Genomic DNA, 25,999 nt, shown 5'->3' on the forward strand with positions numbered 1-25,999 from the left:
ATTTACTGAAAAACGTTAAATATTTGGTTTTGTTGTGCTTTATACCGATATGGATAACTGTACGCATTTTTTTGCCAGTACCAATGTGGGATCAATCAACGGAATAGAGACACCGTCGATTACGAATGAGGTTTCATGAGGAAAGAGTAAAGGCAACTCGGTACAGCCTAATATGCAGACTTGAGCACCTTTATCGATGATATGGCGAACCGCGCCGTCGATATCCGTTTTACACGGACCGGTCGTATATCCGGCTTTTACACCGCAGGGCCCATAAATACTATCCATCACTTTCTTTTGATATTCGGGATCTGGCGTTATCACCTGTAAAGAATATCTCTCAGCCACATGGTGGTACACCCGGCTGGCAATCGTGCCGTCCGTAGCTAACAAACCGATCACGATGTCCTTACCATATTGTGCGATAATATGATCTACCGTCGCTTCCAACATATTGATAATGGGGATTTTTAGAGATTGCTGGATATCCTCAACAAAGGCATGCGCTGTATTACAGGGGATGGCAATTGCATCAGCTCCTTCTGCTTCCAAACGTTTACAGGTCGCGAATAATGCAATCGTCGGATCTTCTCCGCCATACACGAGATTGGCTGTTCGATCGGGTATCTGGGGATTCTGCTCGACAACCATTTTAATATGGTCCTGATCGCGTTGGGCGGGAGTCTCGCGTATTACTTTGCTCATGAAATCTACGGTAGCAGAGGGTCCTACACCGCCTAAGACACCAAGTTTAAAGGGTTTTGTATACGGATTTACTATACTATCAAGTGCATATTCAACATAGATGGTATTGACATCCAATACCGCAGGGTTTCTTCTCTGGAGTGTATCCGCGATGAGTGACAATTCGCCTATCCCCGGGATGATGATCGCACACCCCTGTTGGGTCAGGTCTTCACAAATCTGACTGACCTGCTGAACGGCCTCCCCCTCCAGAAAACCCTTGTTAATACCTTTTTCACCATAAACGGCATCCATTAGTAACTCCTGTTTGTCTGGATAGACAATTTCGTAGTCCGCTTCAAAATCCTTTAACATATCAGATGCTTTCACAAAGTCGGAAGTAAGGATACCCAGTTTGGCACCTTTTCTACAATTCGCTTTCACGTAGCTATGAAGTGCGTCCACCATACTGACAATGGGGACAGCTAGCTCGGCCTGCAGCTCTTTGATAAAGATATGATTGTCCAAACCGAAAAGCAGGATTCTATCGGCCTGGCCGTCTTCAAATCTTTTGGCGACCGTATAGATATGGAGTTTTTTGGATCTCATGTCTTCTTTCGAATGCAACTTGATGCCCATCTGTATATCGGATTGTTGTTCGAACAAAAAGTGATATTCGTCCTGATGGGTAAGCACTTCATCCGAAAGGATATCTAACCCTCCGATGATACCGATCTTTTTTTTATTCTCCACTATATTTCGCTTAATTTAAAGATATCTTTTACACGTATTCCTTTTTCGGTATGCTGCAATGTACAACATTCATGGACAGGATCGTGCTCCAACATCAGTATATATTCCTTTTCTACGATTTCATGCCAGTAGGATTGTCTTTCCTCCATTGTGGTCAGCGGTCTGACGTCATAGCTCATTACATAGGGAATGGGAATATGCCCGATGGAAGGCAAGAGGTCGGCCATATAAAGAACAGTTTTGTCTTTATATTCTACCTGTGGAAGCATCATGGCTTCTGTATGGCCGTATGCGTAGCGTAGAGCGACGGTATCGCTATAATGTTGTCCTTCTTCAAGAAAATGTAGCTGACCACTCTCCTGTATAGGTTGAATATTCTCCCGGAGAAAGGAAGCCCGCTCCCGGGGATTGGGGTTCATAGCCCAATTCCAGTGCTTTTCGTTGGACCAAAAGCGGGCATTTCGGAAAGCAGGCACCAAGCGATCGCATTCACGCTTAATAGCACCTCCACAGTGATCAAAATGAAGATGGGTTAACAATACATCGGTGATATCGTCTCGGGTAAAGCCATATTTTGCCAGAGATTTGTCTAGCGTATCATCACCATGCAGATAATAATGACTAAAGAATTTCTCATCCTGTTTATCGCCGATAGCCGTATCGACCAAGGTCAGTCTTTTACCGTCTTCCATGAGCAGCAATCGATTGGCCCACGTACACAGGTTATTCGAATCGGCAGGGTTTGTGCGTTGCCAAAGGGATTTGGGAACGACGCCAAACATCGCCCCTCCGTCCAGTTTGAAATATCCGGTATCTATGGCGTATAAATTCATCTGTTAATATTTCTCTCAAATCTAAGAAATATCCAACAACATAAAAAGGTCCTTATCTACTCTCTCTGACTAATTTTTCAATAAGGAAGTCTGTCATCAACTGATACAAATGAAAGCGTGTCTGTGTGCCAGCAATAGCATGATCTTTATCGGGATAGTAGTGTTGTTCGAACTGCTTTCCGGCTTTGATCAGCTGTTGCGAAAATATGGCACTATTACGGAAATGCACATTGTCGTCTGCGGTTCCATGAATAAGCAGTAAATTGCCCTTCATACGGTCAATATAGGCCATAGGTGTACTGCTTGCATACCCTTCGGGATTACTTTTTAGAAGGCCCATATGACGCTCGGCATAACCAGACTGATACAATTCCCAATTTGTAACCGGAGCAACGGATACCGCTGTGCTAAAGACCTCAGCACCATATGTAATAGCCATAGACGCCATAAACCCACCAAAACTCCATCCCCAAAAACCGATACGCGTAGGATCTACTGTGGGATATTGGGCCGAAAGCCACCGGGCGGCATCCATTTGGTCTTCTATCTCTTGTATGCCTAATCGACCGTAGATTGCCTTCTTGAAGCCTGCACCACGGAATCCCGTACCTGTATTGTCCACGCAAACCACGATTATCCCCTGTTGCGCCAAATATTGATGCCAAAAGTTAACCATACCCCAACTATTGGTCACCTTTTGTGAACCGGGTCCTCCGTAGTTCGCAAAAAGAACGGGATATTGGGTATCTTGTTTGTAATCTGGCGGGAATAATATCCAGGCATGGAGATCAACACCATGTCTGTTGGGTATTTGCAGAAAATGGGGTGCCGACATTTTAAAAGATTGAAGGGTATCCCTTAATCGGGCGTTATCCACCAACGAGCGCACAGGTTTTCCTTTGATAGAAAATAATGTCGTTACCGGAGGTCGATTGATCGCCGAAAATGTCTCGAGATAATGGGTAGAGGTCGGGTTGAATGACCAGGTATGCCATCCGGAATCGTGCGTTAGTCTCTCGGCATCTCCGGTCGATAGATCAATGGACAGGACCTGCCGCTCCCGTGGATCTTCGGCCACACTACAATAGAGCAGCCCTTTTCTTTCATCGACGGCCAATAGCCGGTCTGCATCGTATGAAAAAGGCGTGAGGACGGTCTCTTTATCGTCCTTCAAGTCATAGGCATACAATCTTCTCCACCCTTCTTTTTCACTCATATAAATGAAGCGCCGACCATCGACGAAACTGTAAAACGCATCGAAGGTAGCACGATCAATATAGCGCTCATCACGCTCCGTGAACAACCTTTTATAGGAGCCCTTTCGCACATCAATCTGACCGATTTCAAAACTTCGTTGATCCCTTGGCATTTTATAGACAAATAGCGAGCGGCTGTCTTTTGACCAGTAAATCCGGGGATAATAATATTCCATTTCTCCAGGCTTATCGCCTATCTGTAGATTCCCGGTATGCAGATCATAAATATGGATACTAACCTCGCTTATGGGTTCTCCGGGTCTATAATAGCGATATGCGTAGCTCTCTTCGGACAACGATGAAGCGTCATAAATGGGGAAGCGATAGACGGGAACACGGGACATATCAAATTCGTAACAGGCAATATACCTCCCATCGTAACTCCATTTATAGGCTTGTACCACGCCGAAAGTTTCTTCGTATACCCAATCCGCAGAACCGTATTTCACCGCTCCATCCTCTGGAGCATGCGTTATTTGTGTCTCCTTTCGGGTGTCTATATCATAAAGGAAAATATTATTGCCCTTGCAATAGGCTACACGCCGCCCCGTAGGGGAAAAGGAAATATTGCTTACGGGTTGGTCGGTCAACTGGAACAGCGAATCTCTCGCTATATCGTAGAGCCAAGGGATGCTCGTAAAGGAAAAGCGGTATATGCTCTTCCGGTGACTATGCAATAACAAAAGGTTTTCTTGTGCATTCCAGACATATCGGCTCAATGAAACGGTATTGGCTCCCTGCTGTTGCAGTTGCGTTTTTTTCAACACCGTATCTTGGATCTTTCCATCTGTAAGACGAAACTTTAATAAATCACCGTTTTCGCTGGTCTGATAATAGTGAACGCCGTCTTTTGAAAACCGGAAGTTATGATCAGTCTGCATACGGAATGTATTTTTCCCATATATATCCTCCAGTTGGATCGGCTGGAGGGATTTATTTTCCTGCTGAGCAAGACAGTAAGAGTTGATAACAACGGTAAACGCAAAGAAAAGATACCATCTAAAAGTCATAGGGTCGGATTAAGGTGTGGATAAAACAGGTAAGATCAGTTTGGAAGAATGCACCGCATTATGCAGGATGCGAATAGTAGCCGGTACAAAATCGGAATCCGCACAGGTATAGATGTCGAGGAACTGTTGAGGGTTGCGATCGACCAAAGGAAACCAGGAACTCTGCAGCTGTACCATGACCCGGTGTCCTTTCTTAAACGTATGGGCCACATCAGGCAAGGTAAACTGAACGTGTTCGGGTTGATTGGGCACGAACGGCTCGGGCGTATCAAAACTATGTCTATACTTGCCACGAAGTACTTCTCCCCGGACTAACATTTGATAACCGCCCATGGGATAGGTTGATGAAGGCATCCTTCTATGCCTACTGGGAGCCGGGTCACCGTAACTAAAATCATCGGGGAATACGTCGATGACCTTAACCACAAAATCGGCATCGGTCGTACTCAGTTGCACTTGCAGATCGGCCACGATAGGCCCTGCAAGCGTCAGGTCACTTTCCAACACCTCCGTCTGGAAAACAAGAACATCCGGCCTACGTGCTGCAAAACGTTGGTCGTCGGTCATATACGTTAATGTACGCACGCGGTGAACATCTTCTCGATAAGGCACAGGATGGGACGGGTCACTCACATAAACGCTTTCTCCCTGAGGTTCCTCCGCAGGAGTCCACAACAACTTCCCTTGGGGATGCAGATAAAGCGCCGTCGCCGTTGTCGCAGGAGGTGGCCAGCTCGGAAATGCATGCCATTGGTTTTCGCCGGAAATGTATATCTGTGCCGTACCATTCGGCATTTCCCAGTTCCCTTGATCCAACAGATGATGATGAAAGAAAGGATATTCCATATGCTCGGCATACCACCGGGATGTCTGTCCCGGGAAATGGAGGTTCCCAATGAAATCAAGTGTATCCCTTACCCATTGCATATGGTACCACGGGCCCATAACCAAGGTCAACGGTGCAGCAGGGCTCGCCTCACGCATACGCTTATAGGTCTTCCAAGCACCATAGGTATTCTCGGCATCATAAGGACTTCCTACAACCAGTGTGGGTACCGTCAAATCTTTCAAAAAATGGGTTACGGTACGTTCGTACCACCAGGGATGATACGGACGGTCTGTCATCAGGTCTTTCCAAAAAGGAATGCTATCTCCGGTTAATGCCGTAAGATTTTTCAACGCACCCCCTTTTAGGAAAAAATCATAGTTATCCACGTACCGAAATGGTGATTCTGTATTATAGGTCGATGTAGGGGAAGGTCTGTACTTATCCTGTTCTGTAAAAAATGTAAATGCATCCATCAGAAAAAAAGCACCATTATGGTGAAAATCATCACCGATAAACCAGTCGGTGACAGGTGCCTGTGGGCTAATTGCCCGTAATGCCGGGTGTCTACTCAAAGCAGCCATTAAGGTGTAGAAACCTCCGTAAGACCCCCCATAAACTCCTATTCTACCGTTATTGCCGGGCACATTATTGACTAACCATTCCATGGTATCGTAGGCGTCGGTTCGCTCGTCTATCGTGACCGGTGATTGCAAGGTATCGCTCAGCGGGCGAACATTCACGAAAGCGCCTTCACTCCGCCACCTTCCCCGGACATCCTGTATGACCAGAATATAGTTTTTTCTGACGTACTCGTTAAAATGTCCGTTCCACCAAGGACGAAAAGATGTACCATAAGGACTGGATGAATAAGGTGTACGTGTCAGCAAGATGGGATGGTCTTTTCCCTGCGTCGGTCTGTATATCGCCGTAAACAAATGTGTACCGTCACGCATGGGAATCATTACTTCTTCCTTCACATAATGATCTGCCATCCATAGCGAATCTGGATTTGTTTGGGCATTCGTCCCACAAATTCCGCAAAGCACATAGAAAAAAATCAACAACGCTCTCATGGTCTATAGGTCTAATTTGGCACGGATCTGCGCAGGAATAGCATCTTTATGCACCATAAATGAAATCGTATTCAAACGGATATAAGGCAGCGATGCATATAAATATCCCTTGGTCGGACGTATCCCATCTCCTGAGGAATTTTTCGTGTAATAAAATGTCTTTCCATGCTGATCTTTTACACGACCTGTAATATGCATCAGGTGATCGTCTGTGATACTATAGCTTTCAAACAATGACTGACGAAGTGCTGGAGGGATTTGCTTTTCGCGATGTATGGCCGACGCTAAAAAGTCGTCTTTTTCAGCCTGTTGCATCTTACCTACCTCCTTCTCGAGCACCACTGCCAGCCCCAAGGTATTCGAAAAGCCACTACCATGCGTGGCAGCATCCCACGCCACTGTAAAACCATGATCTAATGCATAGTCCAGCACCTGTATCAACTCATCCATCGGAAGATTCCGATGGATACCGTTGAACCAGTTATCCGGCACTTCCAACACAAAAGAGCTATAATAGGGATGATGCGAAAAGGAGGCCAATGTCACATAATCCTTTGCTCGCAGACCAAGGTGGTCCGCAAAAGTCTTTGGAGTATAGGTTTCGTTTTGATAGCTAAATTCCTGAGGTACTTCACCAAAGAAACGATCTAACAAACTGTCTACACCGCTGCGCCAAGCGACATGTACACCTTTTTTCTGCTGAGCAATAACGGTGTCCACGTAGACCTTTAATGTATTATACAATTCCGTATGATCGTATTTACCATCTGCTGTGCCTTTTTGGTCATACAGGCTTTGTGGTACCACACCATACAGATCGATCAGCCTCGCCACATCGTACGCCAGCCCTCCCTGTGTAAACCGGGCAGCCCCCTGACGGAGGATATAGTTGGCAGCCTTTTCTTTATAAGCATGTCGTACTACATACATTTCAGCCAGGTCCAGCGAACCTTTGCCCTGCCGAATTAATTCAGATTCCCAAAAAGATACGGTGGCAAAACTCCAACAGGTACCTGTAGCGCCCTGCATTTTGAAGGGCGTGTAGGGGTGTTTTAGATCTTCTGTAAACTTATATTGTCCAATGGAAACCTGAGCCTGCGCATATACAATCCACACAAAACATACCGAGCATAACAATAAAATTTTCTTCATAATACCATTTTTATTTCTTTATCTATATCCATTAACGTCTCTCAAAAACCAAATTATCCGCCCGCGCCATCGCAAAGCTTTCCTGCGACAAATCTGCCGTAAAACCAACAATTCCTTTCCTTCCATATTCAAGTGTCAGGATAACGTGATTTGCAGCGATGATCGATAGCTTGTCCCCATCGACGAATGCACGGACACATTTAACGGATTGTCCATTTTCAAACTGCATTCGAAAGCTGTTATCTGTCTTCGACCAGTCTATAACAATCTCCCCCCCGGCTTCCTCCGAAAAATAGCGACCGGGTAATCCCGAGAGTCTCGCATCGGACAAATCAATGGCTTGCACTTTACGGTAATGCTGTGCACCGTTCGTCGACAAGACGTCCACTTCCGTGCCCGAAAATTTAAACTGTCTGATGTCGGTTTTCCACGGATCATTGTACATACCGTTCCACTCCGGATCACGCGCCAGGTACAACGAATCGCCTCTTTGCACCCATTCCAGCACTTCTGGACCATCAACGCACTTATATAGACCTACCTGCGCCCGAAGATCAGTTACTTGAATAGACGCAGGGTTGTTTTTTATCGGTAGCCGCAAGGGATGTGCACCGACAAATAAATCGGAAACCAGTCGAGCTACCGCAATGGAAGGTACGGATGCATCATTCGACAGATAAGCCACTGATAATTCCAATTCCGGATAATAGGCTAACCAAGAACGGTACCCTGCTGTCGAGCCGGTATGGCAGATCTCCAACTGATCCTTAATCGTTCGGACAAACAGTGCTCCACAGGTATATTCACTTTTCGTACCATTGGCAAAGGTGTACGGCAGCAATCTCAACCGTTCGAATTCGTCTCCCCACCTCTTGTCTGCCAACCACTGATTCCATCGAATCAAATCTGCTGTAGTTGTTAACAATGCTGCATGCCCATAGGTATTTTCAAATGGCATAAACTGCTCGTAACCGTTTCCCGATGCCCGGTATGCTACCGCACGCCCTTGTACAACTTTTCGGAAATCTGTCCTCCAGCCTGTATATGTCATTCCTACCGGATCGAACAACTCGGTCTGCGTAAAATCCACAAAACGTCGGCCGGTAATACGCTCCACCAACAATACCAGAAGATTATGATTGGAATTGCTGTAGGCAAAGGCGCTGCCGGGAATAAAATTAAGGCTCTTTTGCCGAAATATAGTCGCGTACACATGCTGTTGGTTGTATACCCGGCTTGTTCTGGGCCATCCCCCCATGGCTACAACAGTACCCCAGTCTTTTATGCCGCTGGTATGCGTAAGTAGATGATGGACCGTAATCGGATACCCATAGTCTGGCAATTCGGGAATATACCGGTGGACATCATCCGTCAACACCAGTTTACGATCCTTGATTAGCAACAAGATCGCCGCAGCAGTAAATTGTTTCGAAACAGATCCGGCCTCGAATAACGAATGGGGAGTATTCGGGGTACCCTGTTCCAGTTCGGCCATCCCAAAGGACTTTTGGTAAATGGCTTTCCCGGATCGGGCAATCTGCAATACCCCTCCCGGAGTTCGCTGATTCCAGGACGAAAAGCCCTTTTCGATCACAGCTATACTGTCTGGCGACCACTGTGCTTTCCCGAGTTGTACCGCCAGTACAAGTACCAAACATATCAAATATCGGGTAATCCTATTTTTCATAGCATTCAATCCTTTATTCTCCGTGCATTAACGAGGTATACCATAGAAGAAATCGGTAGCGTCATCGACCGCATACAGACCTGCGATTAAATGGGGCGAATTTGGATCGGGGTTTTCGACCCAGTCTATCCGAAATGTCTTAGCCGCAAAAAAATCAGCTGTAAAAGGCTTCATTACACGTTCATCATTAAATAAGGTATTGTTGTCCCGTCTTAGATACGTAAATTGTAGTGTGCCGTTGGAATTGACCTGTAAACGATACCAAATTCCCACTGTAAACTCGACACCTGTTTCCGGATGCCTGTAACGAAAGTGAATGGAAACTTCATCATTGGCCAGAAAGCGCATAATAGCGTAATCCAACAACATGCGACCTGTAGGAGGGCCCATATAAAGTAAGTTGTTTTCCTTAGCCTGCTCCCATCTATCGGTCAATCCCAAAGAAAGGGCCGAATTGATTTGTTCGCCATTAAATTCAATCGTCGAAAATCCCTTTCCATAGCCCACCATCGGTGCAAGGGAAAATAGTGGCGTCGATGAAACCGTCATCTCAACACGCTGTCCCTTCGACTGAACAAAATAGGTCTCGTTAGCTTCATCCCAGCTAATGTCAGTAAACGTGTATGCACCTTTGGAGTACGGGGTTTTCAATGAAATCCCTTGGGTATTATAGGTGTACGGCACGGTGGTAAATTGTCCGTTTTGCCCCGCAAACACCACAACCTTCTGCTCGGTATTGACCATAAATTGCAAATCATCTGTCAAAGTAGACGCAAAGCGATTTCGCTTTATTGTTGTTGCGATATCTAAAACTTTCCCCGATTGCCAATCCTGTTTATCCTGTTGGGTCGCCTTGACCATATAGAAGTCAATCTTGTTGAGCTTTCCTTGAAAGCGCAACGTGTTCCCTACAGATTCCAGAAGAGCAAATTCATAATCGGAGCCATAACCTTGCCCCGGCTGACCATCGAAAACATTCCGGTTAGGGTCCGCTAAGAGATGAAGATAGGAATATGTATCAAAAATTAACAAGGACTGTTGGCTGGATTTAAGCCTCCAAGTGGATTCATTCACTTCCGTAACTGTTTCTTCCGTCAGATCACCGACCATTTCCACACGACCGTCCTCATGAAAGACAAAATGAAATGAGTAACCGCCGCCGAATTTGGTGTAGATATAACCGTTCCAGCCATATTCGGCAGACACCAGTTTGTCTTTATAGGACCTCAACGCTTCATTAAGACGTTCGTCGGGATCTCCTAATACAGGTTCCAGTTCTTTTTGACAAGAGGCAACGGTTAAAGTCAAAAACACCAGGATATATAAACTAAATCTTTTCATTGTTTCATTAATTAAATACTGTTGGCATATTAGCCGCAGTCGTCGCTGTTAGGATAGGAAAGTTATTCACCAATCCGAAAAAATAATTATTCGGACTATTGACCGGAATAATCATACCGTATTTCTGCCCTGTCGGTGGAACCGCAACGGTTTCAGGTGCATAGATAATCCGCATTCCACCAGAGTTGATGATATATTTGTCAAAAAATGGTTGCAGGGTTGTTCGAAGATTAGCTGCATTACCATTAAAGGTATCATTTGTTAAATTCGTCACTTTGGCTATACCATTTGCATCGATGGAAAGATTTAAATTGTAACGAGCGACCGAATTGGGGCTGGTGATGTTCGAGGCATGTCCGTAGAACACGGCTAACTTGGCGTCATTAAGTGTTGCCCCAATATACAGCGCCATACCGAAGAGCGTTCGGTGATTAGTCGGATAACTTGCATGCGATTCACGAACCGCTGCTTTAACAGCCTCCCAATCATCTTTAAATCCCTGTGATTGCGCGGTGTGCTCGGAAAACAAAAGCGTCGAATACAATTTGTCAGATCCGGTCCCGAGTTGGTCATGTAGTTGTTCTTGGGGATCGGTGGTACTAAAAGGCCATACACTTGACGTCAAATCCACATTGCCTAACTCACCAACAATAAAAGATTGTGGGTCGTCTGCCTGCGCAATATGGATATACTTTTCGTCTCCCAGCGGAGGTGCAATCGTTTCATCCGCCCATTGTACCAAAAAAGAATTTGCATCAAGCCATTCTTTTAGGAAGGGATCCAACGCAGGCAAAATACGTAGACTGCTCGCCGGCGTAGGGCTGGAGAAATATGCAAACCGATAGCCACCATCCGATTGGGGTATAATCTGATAGTTTAAGCGCTGAGGAACACTCCATATCCCATTTGCTTCGTAATAGTAGAAAATCAACTGTACGGTATTATTACTCGTAAAGTGCATGGAAAACTTATTATGAAACGATCTACCATCGCTCATAATGAGTAGATTTGACGCAGCTTGTGCCCATAAGTTCTTCAGATTGGCCGGGATAGACGAGTGCTCCATATCCACAATCACGGATTTATAGACCTTGTCGTCGCCCAACTGTGGATACAGCGGCGCATCGAAATCGGGCTCAACCACGGGTTCCTCGACAAGCTCATCCAACTTTTCGGCCAATGCATCTGCCCACGCCCATATATCCACATTCCAGACCTGAGCGAAATAATCGACAAGAATAGCCGTTTTCTGCCGCAGTAAGGCTTGGCCTTCTGCATTAGCTGATGCAATAATGCTTTCAAAGCCTGCCCTGCCGTTCACCAGGATGTTGGCGGTTATTTCCGCAAAATCTTCATTTGTTGTACTCATCGAGTATGCATTCACAAATCCCGCGTTCCGGGCATTCTGCAGGGTGACAGCGTTCCAATTGGAGGTATACGCTCCGGGGGTTATCGTTTTGAATTCTACAGGGTACATCACCTTTTGGTGCAAAATATGGGTCAATTCGTGATAAATCACCCGTACTTTACTTTTGACTTCCGCTGCACTCTCCCCCCCAAAATCGTTGACGCCAAAAAGAAAGACTTTACGGGCATTTTCCGCAATACCCGCATAAATTGTCCCATCGACATTATAAAAATAACTCCCCGCCAGCATAAGCTGCTTCGGAAAATGCTTTTTCACAAAGTCGGGGCCATTTACCTGCGCTGTCACATCGATGACAGCCGATTTAACAAAGTTCATGAACGGCTGTATTTTATCCATATCCACAGGTACGAACGTCCTGTTCTGTGCAAATTCGGATGCGTCCCAACGGTACTTAACTTCAATATTGTAGGGATCGGTAAAGGTTTCCTGTAACCAATCGTCTACCTCCGTACGTGGCCATCCATCACGATCATATTCGCCGATTTGCTTATCGAGAGGTAGTTCGGTTTTGCAACTTGTTGCAAATACGACCCAAAAGAGGAATATATATTTCAATGCTTTCATTTCACTATTTTTTTTTATATCTGTAATCATCCACCTTTATCTTGGATTCGGTTGTATGCCGGGATCGTTTAGCGCTTCCTGTGGCAACTGCAATGTCCTTCGTGGATCACCGGCGGATAGCGTATAGGTATTGCCCTCTAGATCCTTATGGACAACCGACAGGCGATGACGAAGTATGTCAAACCACCTCATACCCTCGTGGATAAATTCAGGCCGCTTCAGATCCAATATAGCTTTGATCAGCGCTTCTCCGTCATCACCTACGCCGTAATAGGATCTTGCTTTATCCAGCGTGAGATCATGTGTGGACGAATTATATCCCGTTACTCGTTGGCTGATAAAAGTATTGATATCTGCCAACGCGTCATCGTAGCGTTCCAACATAATGTATGCTTCAGCGCGGTTGAATAGCACCTCTTCGGTGGTCAATGCAGGAATGACAGTATATCCATATCCCGTCGTTCCGCTGGCTCCACCTATCCGAGCAAAAAAGTAGGTGAATTTCCGCACATAATATGAAGTCAGCCCGACTTGACCGGTGATATAGGCCAATGCCCCGCCTGTAATATTCGATTCGCCTCCTAAACCGAATATCTGGTTACGCAGTACTGACGAGGTGCTATAGCGATAGTCTCTCCACCGGCTTCCCCACCAGGATTGGGTTTCAATAAGCAACAGATTTGCTGGTTCTGTAGCTTTCGTATATTCTACCGCGAGCTCATTATAGCTCAGGTTTTTATAACGACCTGTCCAAGGTCTCATTTTTGCGACGACATTTCCGTCAGGAAACACAAGATCAGCATGTTCGATTGCACTTTCCGGCTTCTGCCAGAATAAGTAAAACCGTGTAGCAAAGGCATGCGCTGCCCTGCGGGTAAAGTGAAACGGAGCCACACTATATGCATCGTCTTTCAACAACGGCAATCCTGCTTTTAGATCCTTTTCGATCTGCTCATAGACATACTCGACGGTATGCCGACCGTAACTTTGCTCTACCACTGTCTCCGGTTGGGTAATGTAAGGTATGCCTAAATCCTCAGCCGCAGTATCCTTATCATAACTTTTGGAAAACAAATTCACCAACATAAAATGCGCATAAGCCCGGGCCAGTAACGCTTCTCCTTTCCAAGGCATATATTCCGCTCCCCCACCCATTTCCTCAATGGCGCGCAGCGCATGGTTGGCTACTGCAATGGCCTTATAGGCATCATTCCAATAACTCGTCGGCGAGTCCCGCGATATGGAACGAACATTATTCCAAAAGTAAGAATCGGTATTAATTGCGTCAGCACGCCCCTCCACATAATTGTCGGTCACGTTGTCCGTCATCGCCTCCGCAAACATCATATAATTACCCGAAGGATAGGCCGTAACCAGTAGTTTACCTACCTTTTCAGGTGTATTGATCTGGGTTCGCTGATCAGGTGCCTGTTCCAGATATTTTTTACATCCCAACAACAAAAAAGCTGAACATGTAATTAGTAATATTGTCTGATTATTCATCTTTCTCATAGTCTAAATTCCCAATTTTAACGATAAAGTGAACTGTTGAGGCATAGGTAGGGCTACTCCTCCCGAATTAAAAAATTCAGGATCCTGCCCGCGCAAGCGTTTATCGGCATACAATAAAAATAGATTGGTTCCATGCAAGCTAAAAGAAAGGCTGTTCACCCCCAAAGCTTTCACCAGGCGGTCATCCATATTATATCCCAATGAAACCGTCTTCAAACGGATAAATGACCCATCGACTACCCGGTAGTCCGAATAGTTGTAGGTATTATAAGGCCAAGCAGCCCCCAGTTCTGTATACTCCCTGAACTCCAATATAGAGGGTACGCCCGTAAACTGCTCGTCTCCGATCATTACCCTTCTGTCAAAAAACTCATTGGGCATCGCTGAAATATCGGAGTACACACTTTTATAAAAAGGATTTAAACGTATTTTATTGCCGGTCTGATAGCTAAAAAACACATTTAAAGAAAACTGTTTGTAATGAAACGTATTTGAAAAACCACCTGTCACCAATGGATCCACAGACCCTTCGTAGATCAATATATCCGTAGCGCTGCTTTGCATATTGATATTTACACCTGGACGGCTATTTTCGGTAATATACGATGGGATCCCGGTAAATGGATCCAAACCTAAGAAGGGAATAGAATAGAGCCCTCTGACGGCTCCACCTTCCTTCACCCCTCCTGTTGGAACAACCATATTATAGATCACAGGCGTATTTTTCAGATTTGTAATTTTATTTTTATTATAACCAAAGGTCAGATTAGCGTTGTACTTAAAATCCTCTTGGTTCACGGCCTTTCCTCCCAACGTCAGCTCTACGCCCTGAGATTTCATATCAGCGTAGTTAGCTTGTTTAAAGGCCTGCCCGCCGATGCCGGACGTGCGATAGGAACCGATCAGGTCAAAACCATTTCGATTGTAATAGTCCGCAGAAAAATGAAGCTTCCCACGATAAAAACCTACATCTAACCCGATATTAGCTTCATATTGCTTCTCCCAGGTAAGCTCCGCATTTTCGAGGCTAACCAATTGAATACTGGACTCCAGTTCCGAAAGATTAGGTCTAAAAGTAGAACCGTCCCTGAATATGGCGGAAGAGTTGGTCGCACTTCCCATGCTGGCCGTCAACCCATACGTTCCCCGTAATTTCAGAAAATCGACAACATGTGCATTTTCCATAAAACTTTCCTCGTCGATATTCCAAGCCGCACTCAACGTCCATGTCGGCAACCACCGTGCCGTCGTACTCATCCCCATCTGGTTGGAACCATCGTAGCGGAATGTCAGGTTAGCAACATACCTCCGGTCATAGGCATAGTTTGCATTGGCAAAAAACGCGGTATATCGATCATACCATTCATTTAGACCGAAGTAACTATCGCTGCTTTCCAACAGCTGTTTGATAATGCGATAATCTGTAAAAGGAACACCTCCGCTATCAAATTGATAACCATATCCCCTATTATAATTCCGACGGCGGTTGGCATATTTGATCTCCTGCCCGAGGAATGCAGACACGGTGTGTTTGTCGTCAAATTCGCGGTTCCATTTTACGGTATTGCGCATGTAAAAGTTGATCATTTCATCATCCGTGATATGCAAAAGCCCACCCTGTGGCAATACCACCATTGGTTCGGCTATAGCAAAGTCAGGATCTGTATAGAGATAGGGATTGCCGGACACCACTGACGAGGACCAGTTTGCCCGATAGGCCTGGGCCATATTGGAATACTCGGTGACCCGCTGATCACGCCCTGTCTTGACATACCGCATCGATCCGAGTACATTAAATTCAAAATCTTTCAAAAATTTATACCCCAAATCACCCTGAAGCTTTAAGTCCATGACACGGACGTTAAGACTATTGTTATTCAATTCATTGAGGATGTTGAAGGGAGCATACGAACGCCTGAAATACTCCAGGTTCCCGTCTTCATCGTATGCGGTAAGTGTACGGCTTGTATTCAGTGCATAGCTGAAGGGGTTGATGTCAAAATCTCGTGTATATTCACCTCGAACGGCATCATCTACACGCGTATTGGACCCCGGCGCGTCTTGATCCCTCACCGATCCACTGACAATAGTACCTAAGGTCACTTTATCGGAAAGCTTATAATTGGAACGTATGTTGGCCGTATAACGCTGTGCCTGATCCGCTATGGTCCACCCACTGTCCTTATAGTAACTGGTCGAAAAATAGTGTTGTGCATTTTCTGTTCCAGAAGAGACCGATACCGCATGTTCTTGCACAAAAGAATTATTGAACAACAAATCAAACCAATCGGTATTTGCATTTGCGTAACGCGTGAGAAAAGCATTCTGTGCCACTGTTGTATTGGGCAAACCGAACTGACCGGAAGTTTCGTCATACGTATTGATAAGATCATACATCTTGGCAAACACGCCACCGTCCCTCGCCGTAGAGATCGTCGAATGATTTAACCAGCCTTTACGCTCCAGTTCGAGGTAAACGGACATCTGGTCTGCCGAGTTCATGATATCATACGTGCGATAGCTCGGTTTCAGATAGGATGAGAAATTGCCGTTGTACATGACACGGGCTTTCCCCGATTTCCCCTTTTTTGTGGTGATAACCACTACTCCGTTCATTGCACGTGCGCCATAAAGCGCGGTCGCCGAAGCGTCTTTCAACACCTCGAAGCTTTCAATATCGTTTGCATTTATACCCGCTACAGACGAACCCAGTAGTGTTAATGGATCGCCGCTGGAAAGCTGGTCATTAGATACATTTACCACATCCTCCAACACTACACCATCAACGACCCACAAAGGCTTGTTTTCGCCGCTAATTGATGTTGCTCCCCGCACACGAATCTTCGGAGCCGTGCCAAACGTACCGGAGACATTTTGTACCGACACACCGGCTACCCTACCTTCAAGCATCCGACTGACGTCGGCAACTCCCTCCATTTTGACATCCTCCATCTTTACCTGTGTCGCTGCACCCGTAAACAATTTCCGGTTGATAGTCTGGTATCCTGTCACAACCACATCATCCAACATACTGACAATTTCCGACATGATCACGCTTGACCCTACTTGCGATGCCGGAATAGCAACCTGCTGAAAACCCACTGAGGTAAAAACAATGATATCCGCATCTTTAATATCTTGCAATGCGAATGCGCCTTCTGAATCCGTCTGGGTGGATTGATTCGTACCTTTCACGGATACCGTAGCAGCAGGAATCGCCTGCCCGGCTGGATTCACCACCTTCGACCGAAGTATCCGCTGTATGGCCTTTATGTCCGTCTTTTCGTGCTGAACCTGCACCGATCGTTTAGGCTTGGGGACCAAAACAATGGTCTTACCCTCCACGTAATAGGAAAAAGGCTGGTTCTGAAATACACTTTGTAACGCCTGTTCCAAGCTCACTTCTTTAAGATGTAACGAGATATCGCCTATATCTTTTATTGCTTCATCATTATATAAAAACATATAGCCGCTCTGCTGTTTGATGCTTTGTAAAACAGATACAAGAGATCCGCGTTTCATCGAAATCGAAATCTTCTGTGAATAGGTTTTTCCAATGGCTTGCATACCGGACAAGTACAGCAGTACCACCAGTATTTTAACCGTGCGCTGGCACGGTCTTGTGTAGTTTTTCAATCTTTCACACATTCGGATTAATATAAATTTAGTATACTCTTAATTGATTATTATTCAACACAAATTCGATCTTTCCCGACTTTTCCAGCATATCCAAAACTTGACCTAAAGGTACGTCTCTAGATATTCCTCCTGTAAAATGCAAATCGGGAATACTCGAATAATCCGGGGTGACCGCATACCAACGGGAAAGCTGCCGGACAATATCTGTCAATCCTGTATTTTCGAATGCAAAATAGCCGTCCTTCCAAGCTACAAAGCTGTGCGTATCCACTTGATCCACCCGTATTCCACCGGCAGTCTGATAGGCTTGTTGCCCGGGCTTGATAATCGCTGAATACCCTTCGACGGTTTTTATATTGACGCTTCCCTCTATTAAAGTCGTCTTGGTCGCTACTTCATCGGGATAAGCATTGACATTGAATTTAGTTCCTAAAACTTTTATATCCATCTGTGGGCTGTGAACCACAAAAGCAGCTCCGTTTTTACCTTTGGCGACGTCAAAATAAGCTTCGCCGTGAAGCGTCACCTTTCTTTCGTCTTCACCAAAGCTTTGCGGATACGTCAGCGCTGATTCCGCATTGAGCCAAACCTGGGTACCATCAGGCAAAACGAGTTTATATTGTCCACCCCTCGGGGTCTTTACGGTCAGACTACGGTTATCCTTTGGCGACACGACCGAACCATCACTGTAGACAATTTGTTGCCCGTCCAATCGGATCTCCTTCTGGTCTGTACGTAGCTCGACAGACTGTCCATCCGAAAAAAACAATGTGGCCTGATTCCCTCCCGGCAGTATTTCCTGACGAGAAACTCGTTGCTGTGCGATCTGTGCATTATCCCCCCGATACAGGAAGAAGATGGCACCCATCATGAGGCACAGGACGACAGCAGCAGCATACGGTAACCAACGGAAGCGCTTAATCCTCGGAGCAAGCAACCCCGAACGGCGTAAAGTTCCATTCCAAATCGATTCCTTTTGTAGAATAAACAGCAGATCTTCCTCCGTCAGCGGAGTTTTTTCTCCTTGCTGATAATACCAGTTCTCCAAAAGAGCCTGTTCCTCTGGGCTTGCATTCCCTTCGTTATACCTATGAATAAGTTCACGAACCTGTTCGTTGTTCATAAATCAGATTTATCTTGATTATATGAGTATAACAGGTCAGCCTGTGGTTGGGGGTATATTTTTTTCTTTTTTTTATCGCATCAACAACAAGATACAGACACCACCTATGTTTTTCAGTCTAGGTTTAAGTAGCTTCAGGGCATTCTTGATCTGTTTCTTTACCGTCTCAGGCGAGATCTGCAGCCTTTCGGCGATCTCCCGGTGGGACAAGTCATCCTTGCGGCTGAGCTCAAATATTTCCCGCATCTTTGCCGGAAGCTGATCGATTTCTTGTTGCACCCTCCTCAGGAGCTCCCGGCTATCTATTAACTCTTCCGTCATATTGTGAAGCCTGTCCGCGTACTTCGCGACAGAAAGAAGATAATCACTACGCACCTTTTGGCTTGCAATAAGATTCAACACACGGTTTCGGGCCTGCACGTATAGATAAGCAGATAGGTTGGTCTTATCTAAGAGCTTTTCCCGATGTATCCAGAGGCTACTGAACACCTCTTGTACAACATCCTTCGTATCTTCTTCATTCTTTAATACACGAAACACCTGATAGTATACAGTTGCCCAGTGGTCATTATAAATTCGCCTAAATGCATTCACATCCCCTGACTTCAGCCGAAGAATCAGCTCTACCTGGCAATCTTTAGGGGTGATTTCATTAGGTTTCATTTAACCAAAGATAGAGAAAAAATTTTTGTAGTTTTACATAGAGAATATAGATCGATATCAAGATGAACATATATGCCGTTTTTTTAAGAGCTGTGAATGTATCCGGTAAAAATCTGATTAAAATGGCAGAGCTGAAAGAAATTATAGCCCAACAGGGCTATAAATATGTAGTGACCTATATCCAAAGTGGGAATATTGTCTTGGCTTCTTCTGAGGATCCGGAAACGGTATCGTTAACTATCCGACAATTAATTGCCACACATTTTAACCTAACCATCGATGTTTTCGTTTTGACCGAGAAAAAGCTGAAGGAGGTATTTAATCAAAACCCGTTCGATAGTGCCTTACCTGGGAATAGGGTTTTTGCTACGTTTCTGTATACATCTCCGCACGAGGAAGCCATCGCAGCCTTTCATGCTATGGATCTCGGCGAGGAGCAGTTCAAAGTAATTGAAAATATCGTCTATTTCTATCTTCCCGAAGGCATGGCTAACTCCAAATTGTCCAACAACTTTATCGAAAAGAAGCTTAAAGTGAAAAGTACAGGACGAAATATGAATACAGTGCAAAAAATGATCACCCTATTGGAAGGTGCCGCCCTTTTAAAAAATTAGGCCATGAAGTTTAGTTTCCCCCAAGACTACGGTAACTCGCCGAAACGCGAATTGATAAAGAACATTTGTTTAGCATTTGTGAACAACGATATGGCTAAGGTCTACTCCCATCTCGCTGACGATATTGTCTGGGAATTTGTCGAAGAAGTCCGACTATCCGGAAAGCAAGAAGTAAACGATTTCTTTGAAAAAAATAGGATCGGTCAGGTAGAAGGAATGGTATTGGATTATATACTCACCCACGGGAAACAGGGCTCTGCGGGAGGAAAGATCATATTATCCGATTACAGTATTCATTTTGCAGATTTTTATGAATTTGAATCCGCCAAATCCACACAAATTAAAAAAATAAAGAGTTTTGTCCTACGCGACACGGAGGAATAATTACTTTTCCTGTAAGACCTGCCGGTCAAATTGTAATCCCACCCATCCATGTTGCATAAACTGCCGGATGTTCTGGTGGTCTGTCCCTTGAGGTGTCTGTTGCACGGCCTCATAATGTTCTGCAAATAGCCCCAGCGTATCGGTCTGCGATAAGTTATGAAGCTTGGCAAACGAAAGCACCTTTGCACTTCCTTGATTCTCATGTTCGGCATTATGCTGGCTACCATTTTGAAAAGCAGAAGCCGTATAAGTATAGTGTGTGTCTATATGTGCTAAAACGTCTTTAAATTGAATTGCTTTAGCTTCGAGTTGTTCTAATAATTGTCGTACCATGGGGGTAAAGATACACACTTAGCGGGATACTACCTACCTCTTCGAGCATTCCTGCTAGCTGTTTTACCAAACAAGCTACCTCTTCAAGCATTCCTGCTAGCTGTTTTACCAAACAAGCTACCTCTTCAAGCATTCCTGCTAGCTGTTGTACCAAACAAGCTACCTCTTCGGGCATCTCTGCTAGCTGTTGTACCAAACAAGCTACCTCTTCGGGCATCTCTGCTAGCTGTTTTACCAAACAAGCTACCCCTTCGGGCATCTCTGCTAGCTGTTTTACCAAACAAGCTACCTCTTCAAGCATCTCTGCTAACTGTTTTACCAAACAAGCTACCTCTTCGGGCATCTCTGCCAGCTGTTGTACCGTGCGAGCTACCTCTTCGAGCATCTCTGCTAGCTGTTTTACCAAAACTGCTAGCAGTTTTGGTAAAACAGCTAGCAGTCCGATGTCAGGATTTTCCACCTCTGATTTGTCAAAAAACCCGATTAACGACCTAAATAAAGCATATTTTAAGCAAAAAATCTGTTCAAAAAGGCCAAAAAAAGGTGTAAAAATGAGACAGAGCGTTTTTTGCCTACCCCCTAATTTGGTCTCATTTTTACACCTTTTCGCTTTTTTTGCACGGCACTTATTGGTGTTGGTCCCGTAATCCGTGATAAGCGGTCAGCTGTTGGACCTGAGTTTTGAAATATGCGCCTGTCTGCGGTAGGCAGGTATTGCGTAATGAACTTTGGCTTTATTTTCGCTTGGTAAAATAGATAATCAAACAAATGCAATACATTTAAACGACAAAACATGAAAAAATTAACCTTAGGCGGTATAGGAGTAGTATTCTTGCTCTTTGCCGCATGCCAGTCTAACACCAATTCGAGAACGCAGGTACAGGATAGCTTATCAACTGTCGACGAATCCTACATCGACACCGTCCATACTTCTCAAAATTCGCTGGATTGGCAAGGCACGTATGAGGGTATTACACCTTGCGCCGATTGCCCGGGAATCAAAACCACGGTCGAACTCCGAAGTGATGAAACATTTACGTACCAGGCAGCATACCTCGAACGCGATTTTTCTGTCGCCGACAGCGGCAAATTTATGTGGCATGACAACGGTAGTGCCGTTCACCTTCAGGGCGAAAACACCGACATGAAATTTAAAGTCGGTGAAAACCAACTTTTCCAACTGGATCAAAGTGGTCAACAAATCACCGGTGATCTTGCTGACCATTATATATTGAAGAAGATACGGTGATAAGAGCAGCTATTCTCAAAACCGAATAGTATTCAGCTTTTTATCCACAAGGAAACCATCTCTAAGATGTAGATTTACGGCCATCGCCTTCCGGGCTTTCAACGTAAGTTTAAGCAGATCTACGTCTCCAGAGATGGTTTCTTGATTACCTATATGAACAAAAGTCGGATACAAAGCTCTGCTACCATCGGTGTGCAATCTATTGTTGGTCAAATTCTCCATGTGTTTTGTTCCCAATGGTTGTATTCCTACAAATTCATAATCCGACATCGCATAAGGTAAGGTAAAACCAATCGCATTTACTGCTTTCAAACCTATACCCTTCACTAGGATATCTACTGTTTCTCCGGCCTCGACCGTCGGTTTTGAAAAGATCCAAGTGATCCTCCCGGTTATCTTTTCGGTTGGATCAGGTTTCACGCCCCCTCCTAATTGCGTAGCTAACACCGAGATATCGTACACATCTATCCAATTATTTTTATTCAGATCACCATGACTGATATAACCTTCGAAATCCGCATCACCTTTGCGCAAACCCGTATAGTTGGTATACGACATGAAGTCGTTCATATCCAATAAACCATCATTATTGATATCTCCCGGGAGGTAACTTTCGGTACCTGGCACTTTGAAAACGTACAGTTCCCTTCCAGAACCGAATCCGCCTGAGCCTTCTTCTACTACAATCTTAATATAACGTGCCGTAGGGTGTTTTTCAAAAGTAAAAATTTTCACGTCGTCCGTACGTTCCCAAGTAAAATCTCCTGCGTCCGACCAGTCTTCCTTATTCGTACTATAGGACACCTTGCCTTTGGTCAAGATACCATTTCCTCCACCGCTGCGCGGCAAATAATGCATTTTATCCAGCTGATTAACGGATTTTAAATCCATCACGATCGTAAAAGGCACGGCCTGTTGCTTCCATTTGGTATGCCATAGATTCCCTTCGTCGTGATCAAACAGCTTTTGTATGCCATATCCCCCCTGATTTTCGGCAGAGGCCTCTCCGACTATACCGTGGAGCGCAAATTCTAACGGATTAGATTTTGTTGTGGCCTGAATACTTGTCCAGTCCGACACCCCGTCCTTATTGACTGCACGTACCTTGAAAGTGTACGCCGTTTCCGATTGGAGATTATCAAATAGCAGCGTGGTATCCCGAATGGTGGAATACAGCATACTGTTAAATTCGATCTCATAATAATCGGCACGGGGTACCACATCCCAGGTGGGCTGCAGACTATACGCTTGAATATCGGATTCTGGAATCTGAACATTGCCGGGCACTTGTAATACACCTCGGTTGTGCAGCAGGTGGTTGATCGGGCTAAACTCAAAACCGGCAATATCGAGCTGTATAGCATATTGTGTGATATCAACAGCTTGTACGCGGATATGCAATTGTGGTGTTTTGTTGATGTGGATTACTGAAAACGGTGTCCCAGCCGTAGCAAAACGGTTTAGATCTGGATGTTCATCGTAATAATATCCATTCTCTTGCTGATGAAGCTCGTCCAACGTAGCGGTCTCCTCCAACCTGACCTTCTTGTCACCGATTTTGACGGACAGCTTTTTCGGCCTTTTGGTCATATTGATGACAAAGGAAGTTGTCTTCACGGTCTCCATACCGGCAAACGAGCCTTTGGTTGGATGCACACGGACTTTTACATGCGAACCGTTGACTTCTGATTCTATTTTCGTCCAGCTCCCCTGCCCATCACGATAAGCCTGTGTTGTCCCATCGTCGTCATATGCCGTGAATACCGAAGAGCCATTCGGGTATATTTCATAAATACGCTCCTTACGGGACAGCGCATGCACATTGTTGTGCGCCTGTGCAATCGGGATGATAGCACCCGCCTTCACAAATACCGGCAACTTCCATAATGGCGCTTCAAAACTGTTGATAACACGGTTGCCGGCATAAGTTTCTCCCGAAAAATAGTCAATCCATTCTCCTTTCGGCAGATATATGCCATTCCGGACATCATTACCCGCGGTATCAATCTGGGTCGCCTGATAGACCGGTGCCACCAAAAAGCTCGGCCCATACATAAATTGATATTGCGTAGCTTTGCCGTATGTATAATCATTTGGATCCGATAGAAACATCGCCCGCACCAAAGGTAAACCGTCTACGGCCTCTCGGGCTATACTATACGTGTAGGGCATGAGCATTGATTTCAATTTCAGATAATGTCGGTTAATGGATGTGGCCGGTTCACCCAAGGCATGCGGATATTTCGGATTTGAGCCCCACCCATCCATATTTAATTGCATAGGTGTAAATGTTTTCCATTGAAAATCCCGCACGTTGACCGGTACATTCTTCCCTCCAAATATACCGTCCATATCGGATGAAATATTCGGTTGTCCCGATAGACCGGATCCAATATAAGTGGGTATGTGAAAACGGATATATTCCCATACACCGCCGGTCTGATCGCCCGACCAAATTCCCGCATACCGCTGTGTACCCGCCCATCCATCGAGGGATATAATAAAAGGACGTGCATCGTGTCCATAATAGGGCATAATATGGCCCACATCACTGATCCCGTTCAGCCCGAAAGAATAACCGGGACCGACCCAAGCTACATCAGTCTTCAAGACGCGTACGCCGGCATCCCGGACTTCTTTGACAATATCCCTTTGCAATAATGCAGGGATACTATCTTTCGGATGTAGGTCAGACTGTGTCCATAGGCCTATCTCAACGCCACGCCGACGTGCATAATCACCAAATTCTTTTAAATTCTGTATGTTACCGTCCAAGGTTTCGGTCTGACCATACCCGGCTCCATATCCATCATTCGGAAGAAACCAGCCCAAAGGCATATCGTATCGGGCATAACGGTCAATGACGGCCCTTGCCGAGAATTGGTAGTTATCTTTTTCGCCATTGAGACTTTCTTTGATACCTGAATTATCTTTCTGGCTCTCCTTATACTTCTTCCCATCCTCAAACAGGATGCCTTTTTCATCTTCTTTCCAGTAATCCCTGTTGTAGGCATTGAGATGGCCTTCATAGAACCCAAACTTTGGCATCAGTATCGGATTGCCGGTCAGCTGATAGAAATCATTCAGCAGGGGTACGGCTCCGTCATTTATCATCACAAATACATCGAGGTAGTCACTTTCGTGATACAGCTTTACTTCGCCGGTAGCGGTCGCTCCAAAATCATATTTACCTTTCTTAAAGGTATGCCAAAGCACACCATAACCGTTTGTCGACCAATAAAAAGGTGTGGGTGATGCTACACCACCATCCGTCCAGGAATTTTGGTTCTCAATGGCAATAATCTTTCCTTTGTGGGAAAAACGGCCATTTTGTACACCACCGCCATAAAAATATTCATCCGGCTCTTCCTGCAATGTTAAGATCGTTTTTCCGTTTTCAAAACGGATGGGTTCATCCCACTTCAAGACCGTCTTTCCTGAATTCTTGTTCCGGACAGACAACAGGCCATTTTTCGTGAGAATAGACACTTCCACAGCCTCGGTACGAATGATAATCGCCTCATCCCCTGATGAGACCTCAAGGGACGTCAACGGTTTCCGCGGGTTATCCACCAAAATCTGTGCAGGAGGAGTAGCTTGCGGATCGCGCAATATACCTCCTCGAGGATCCTGAAACAATCGGAAAATATGGTCGGAGTAAAAATCGAGTAACGCCCGACTCTGATCTTCAAACAATACTTCTACCGTCGTCGGGTTAATCTTTTGTACGGATTTGACAGCAGAGAATGGATTTTTTTGCTTTAGTGGGGCATTCGGCTGTGCCTGATTTCGAATAGGGTTCCCTAAAAAGAGAACGATAAAAACACAAGCCCACAGTGCTCGTTGTGATAAAGTATACATGATGTACAGT

Annotated in this window: 18 protein-coding genes; 3 read left to right on the top strand and 15 right to left on the bottom strand. The window is 45.2% G+C overall.

Annotated elements, in window-relative coordinates:
- Nucleotides 1–39: 39 nt before the first annotated feature.
- From G5B30_RS17555 to G5B30_RS09690, 12 genes are all read right to left on the bottom strand, one after another.
- On the bottom strand, nt 40–1,437 hold the full coding sequence (locus G5B30_RS17555; protein ID WP_165319766.1) for an amino acid racemase: 1,398 nt from the start codon (nt 1,435–1,437) through the stop codon (nt 40–42).
- Nucleotides 1,437–2,270, bottom strand: coding sequence for an MBL fold metallo-hydrolase (locus G5B30_RS09640; RefSeq protein ID WP_165319767.1), 834 nt, complete (start codon nt 2,268–2,270; stop codon nt 1,437–1,439). Before G5B30_RS09640 ends, G5B30_RS17555 begins: the two co-directional genes overlap by 1 nt.
- 52 nt (nt 2,271–2,322) lie before the next feature.
- Nucleotides 2,323–4,536, bottom strand: coding sequence for a S9 family peptidase (locus G5B30_RS09645; RefSeq protein ID WP_165319768.1), 2,214 nt, complete (start codon nt 4,534–4,536; stop codon nt 2,323–2,325).
- A gap of 9 nt (nt 4,537–4,545) precedes the next feature.
- Nucleotides 4,546–6,438, bottom strand: coding sequence for a CocE/NonD family hydrolase (locus tag G5B30_RS09650; protein ID WP_165319769.1), 1,893 nt, complete (start codon nt 6,436–6,438; stop codon nt 4,546–4,548).
- Between the two features lie 3 nt (nt 6,439–6,441).
- Entirely contained in the window at nt 6,442–7,590 is a 1,149-nt protein-coding gene (locus tag G5B30_RS09655) for a C1 family peptidase (protein ID WP_165319770.1), read from the bottom strand.
- Nucleotides 7,591–7,621: 31 nt separating this feature from the next.
- Complete coding sequence (locus tag G5B30_RS09660) at nt 7,622–9,277, bottom strand: serine hydrolase domain-containing protein (protein ID WP_165319771.1); 1,656 nt, start codon at nt 9,275–9,277, stop codon at nt 7,622–7,624.
- A gap of 27 nt (nt 9,278–9,304) precedes the next feature.
- Nucleotides 9,305–10,618, bottom strand: a complete 1,314-nt coding sequence (locus tag G5B30_RS09665) for a DUF4302 domain-containing protein (RefSeq protein ID WP_165319772.1) — start codon at nt 10,616–10,618, stop codon at nt 9,305–9,307.
- A 7-nt stretch (nt 10,619–10,625) separates the two neighbouring features.
- Complete coding sequence (locus G5B30_RS09670; protein ID WP_165319773.1) at nt 10,626–12,611, bottom strand: substrate import-associated zinc metallohydrolase lipoprotein; 1,986 nt, start codon at nt 12,609–12,611, stop codon at nt 10,626–10,628.
- A 36-nt stretch (nt 12,612–12,647) separates the two neighbouring features.
- Complete coding sequence (locus tag G5B30_RS09675) at nt 12,648–14,114, bottom strand: RagB/SusD family nutrient uptake outer membrane protein (protein WP_165319774.1); 1,467 nt, start codon at nt 14,112–14,114, stop codon at nt 12,648–12,650.
- A gap of 12 nt (nt 14,115–14,126) precedes the next feature.
- Nucleotides 14,127–17,759, bottom strand: coding sequence for a SusC/RagA family TonB-linked outer membrane protein (locus tag G5B30_RS09680; protein ID WP_165319775.1), 3,633 nt, complete (start codon nt 17,757–17,759; stop codon nt 14,127–14,129).
- A 28-nt stretch (nt 17,760–17,787) separates the two neighbouring features.
- A complete protein-coding gene (locus G5B30_RS09685) occupies nt 17,788–18,885 on the bottom strand; it encodes a FecR family protein (protein ID WP_165319776.1) in 1,098 nt (365 codons plus the stop codon).
- A gap of 72 nt (nt 18,886–18,957) precedes the next feature.
- A complete protein-coding gene (locus tag G5B30_RS09690; protein WP_165319777.1) occupies nt 18,958–19,548 on the bottom strand; it encodes an RNA polymerase sigma-70 factor in 591 nt (196 codons plus the stop codon).
- A gap of 62 nt (nt 19,549–19,610) precedes the next feature.
- Between G5B30_RS09690 and G5B30_RS09695 the strand changes: the two genes are divergently transcribed.
- Both G5B30_RS09695 and G5B30_RS09700 read left to right on the top strand, forming a co-directional pair.
- The gene (locus tag G5B30_RS09695) at nt 19,611–20,162 is read left to right on the top strand and encodes a DUF1697 domain-containing protein (protein ID WP_165319778.1); all 552 of its coding nucleotides are present in this window, start codon (nt 19,611–19,613) and stop codon (nt 20,160–20,162) included.
- Between the two features lie 3 nt (nt 20,163–20,165).
- Nucleotides 20,166–20,546: a nuclear transport factor 2 family protein gene (locus G5B30_RS09700; protein ID WP_165319779.1), complete on the top strand. Its 381-nt coding sequence runs from the start codon at nt 20,166–20,168 to the stop codon at nt 20,544–20,546.
- On the opposite strand, the gene G5B30_RS09705 is transcribed toward G5B30_RS09700, so the two are convergent.
- Entirely contained in the window at nt 20,547–20,879 is a 333-nt protein-coding gene (locus tag G5B30_RS09705; RefSeq protein ID WP_165319780.1) for a HopJ type III effector protein, read from the bottom strand. It lies immediately after the preceding gene.
- The gene (locus G5B30_RS09710) at nt 20,845–21,285 is read right to left on the bottom strand and encodes a hypothetical protein (protein WP_165319781.1); all 441 of its coding nucleotides are present in this window, start codon (nt 21,283–21,285) and stop codon (nt 20,845–20,847) included. The genes G5B30_RS09705 and G5B30_RS09710 overlap by 35 nt, the downstream gene beginning before the upstream one ends.
- 387 nt (nt 21,286–21,672) lie before the next feature.
- Between G5B30_RS09710 and G5B30_RS09715 the strand changes: the two genes are divergently transcribed.
- Nucleotides 21,673–22,128 (top strand): copper resistance protein NlpE, encoded by a 456-nt coding sequence (locus tag G5B30_RS09715; protein WP_165319782.1) that lies wholly within the window; start codon nt 21,673–21,675, stop codon nt 22,126–22,128.
- Nucleotides 22,129–22,143: 15 nt separating this feature from the next.
- On the opposite strand, the gene G5B30_RS09720 is transcribed toward G5B30_RS09715, so the two are convergent.
- Nucleotides 22,144–25,989 (bottom strand): TIM-barrel domain-containing protein, encoded by a 3,846-nt coding sequence (locus G5B30_RS09720; protein WP_165319783.1) that lies wholly within the window; start codon nt 25,987–25,989, stop codon nt 22,144–22,146.
- Nucleotides 25,990–25,999: the final 10 nt, after the last annotated feature.

It is taken from the genome of Sphingobacterium sp. SGG-5, from assembly GCF_011043525.1.
Lineage (GTDB): Bacteria > Bacteroidota > Bacteroidia > Sphingobacteriales > Sphingobacteriaceae > Sphingobacterium.

What these genes read in the sequence shown, in the direction of transcription:
- G5B30_RS09700 (WP_165319779.1), top strand. Translation starts at nt 20,166, where the DNA reads ATGAAGTTTAGTTTCCCCCAAGACTACGGTAACTCGCCGAAACGCGAA.
- G5B30_RS09720 (WP_165319783.1), bottom strand. Translation starts at nt 25,989, where the DNA reads ATGTATACTTTATCACAACGAGCACTGTGGGCTTGTGTTTTTATCGTT.
- G5B30_RS09695 (WP_165319778.1), top strand. Translation starts at nt 19,611, where the DNA reads ATGAACATATATGCCGTTTTTTTAAGAGCTGTGAATGTATCCGGTAAA.
- G5B30_RS09655 (WP_165319770.1), bottom strand. Translation starts at nt 7,590, where the DNA reads ATGAAGAAAATTTTATTGTTATGCTCGGTATGTTTTGTGTGGATTGTA.
- G5B30_RS09665 (WP_165319772.1), bottom strand. Translation starts at nt 10,618, where the DNA reads ATGAAAAGATTTAGTTTATATATCCTGGTGTTTTTGACTTTAACCGTT.
- G5B30_RS09715 (WP_165319782.1), top strand. Translation starts at nt 21,673, where the DNA reads ATGAAAAAATTAACCTTAGGCGGTATAGGAGTAGTATTCTTGCTCTTT.
- G5B30_RS09640 (WP_165319767.1), bottom strand. Translation starts at nt 2,270, where the DNA reads ATGAATTTATACGCCATAGATACCGGATATTTCAAACTGGACGGAGGG.
- G5B30_RS09650 (WP_165319769.1), bottom strand. Translation starts at nt 6,438, where the DNA reads ATGAGAGCGTTGTTGATTTTTTTCTATGTGCTTTGCGGAATTTGTGGG.
- G5B30_RS09690 (WP_165319777.1), bottom strand. Translation starts at nt 19,548, where the DNA reads ATGAAACCTAATGAAATCACCCCTAAAGATTGCCAGGTAGAGCTGATT.
- G5B30_RS09660 (WP_165319771.1), bottom strand. Translation starts at nt 9,277, where the DNA reads ATGAAAAATAGGATTACCCGATATTTGATATGTTTGGTACTTGTACTG.
- G5B30_RS09645 (WP_165319768.1), bottom strand. Translation starts at nt 4,536, where the DNA reads ATGACTTTTAGATGGTATCTTTTCTTTGCGTTTACCGTTGTTATCAAC.
- G5B30_RS09705 (WP_165319780.1), bottom strand. Translation starts at nt 20,879, where the DNA reads ATGGTACGACAATTATTAGAACAACTCGAAGCTAAAGCAATTCAATTT.
- G5B30_RS09685 (WP_165319776.1), bottom strand. Translation starts at nt 18,885, where the DNA reads ATGAACAACGAACAGGTTCGTGAACTTATTCATAGGTATAACGAAGGG.
- G5B30_RS09670 (WP_165319773.1), bottom strand. Translation starts at nt 12,611, where the DNA reads ATGAAAGCATTGAAATATATATTCCTCTTTTGGGTCGTATTTGCAACA.
- G5B30_RS09675 (WP_165319774.1), bottom strand. Translation starts at nt 14,114, where the DNA reads ATGAATAATCAGACAATATTACTAATTACATGTTCAGCTTTTTTGTTG.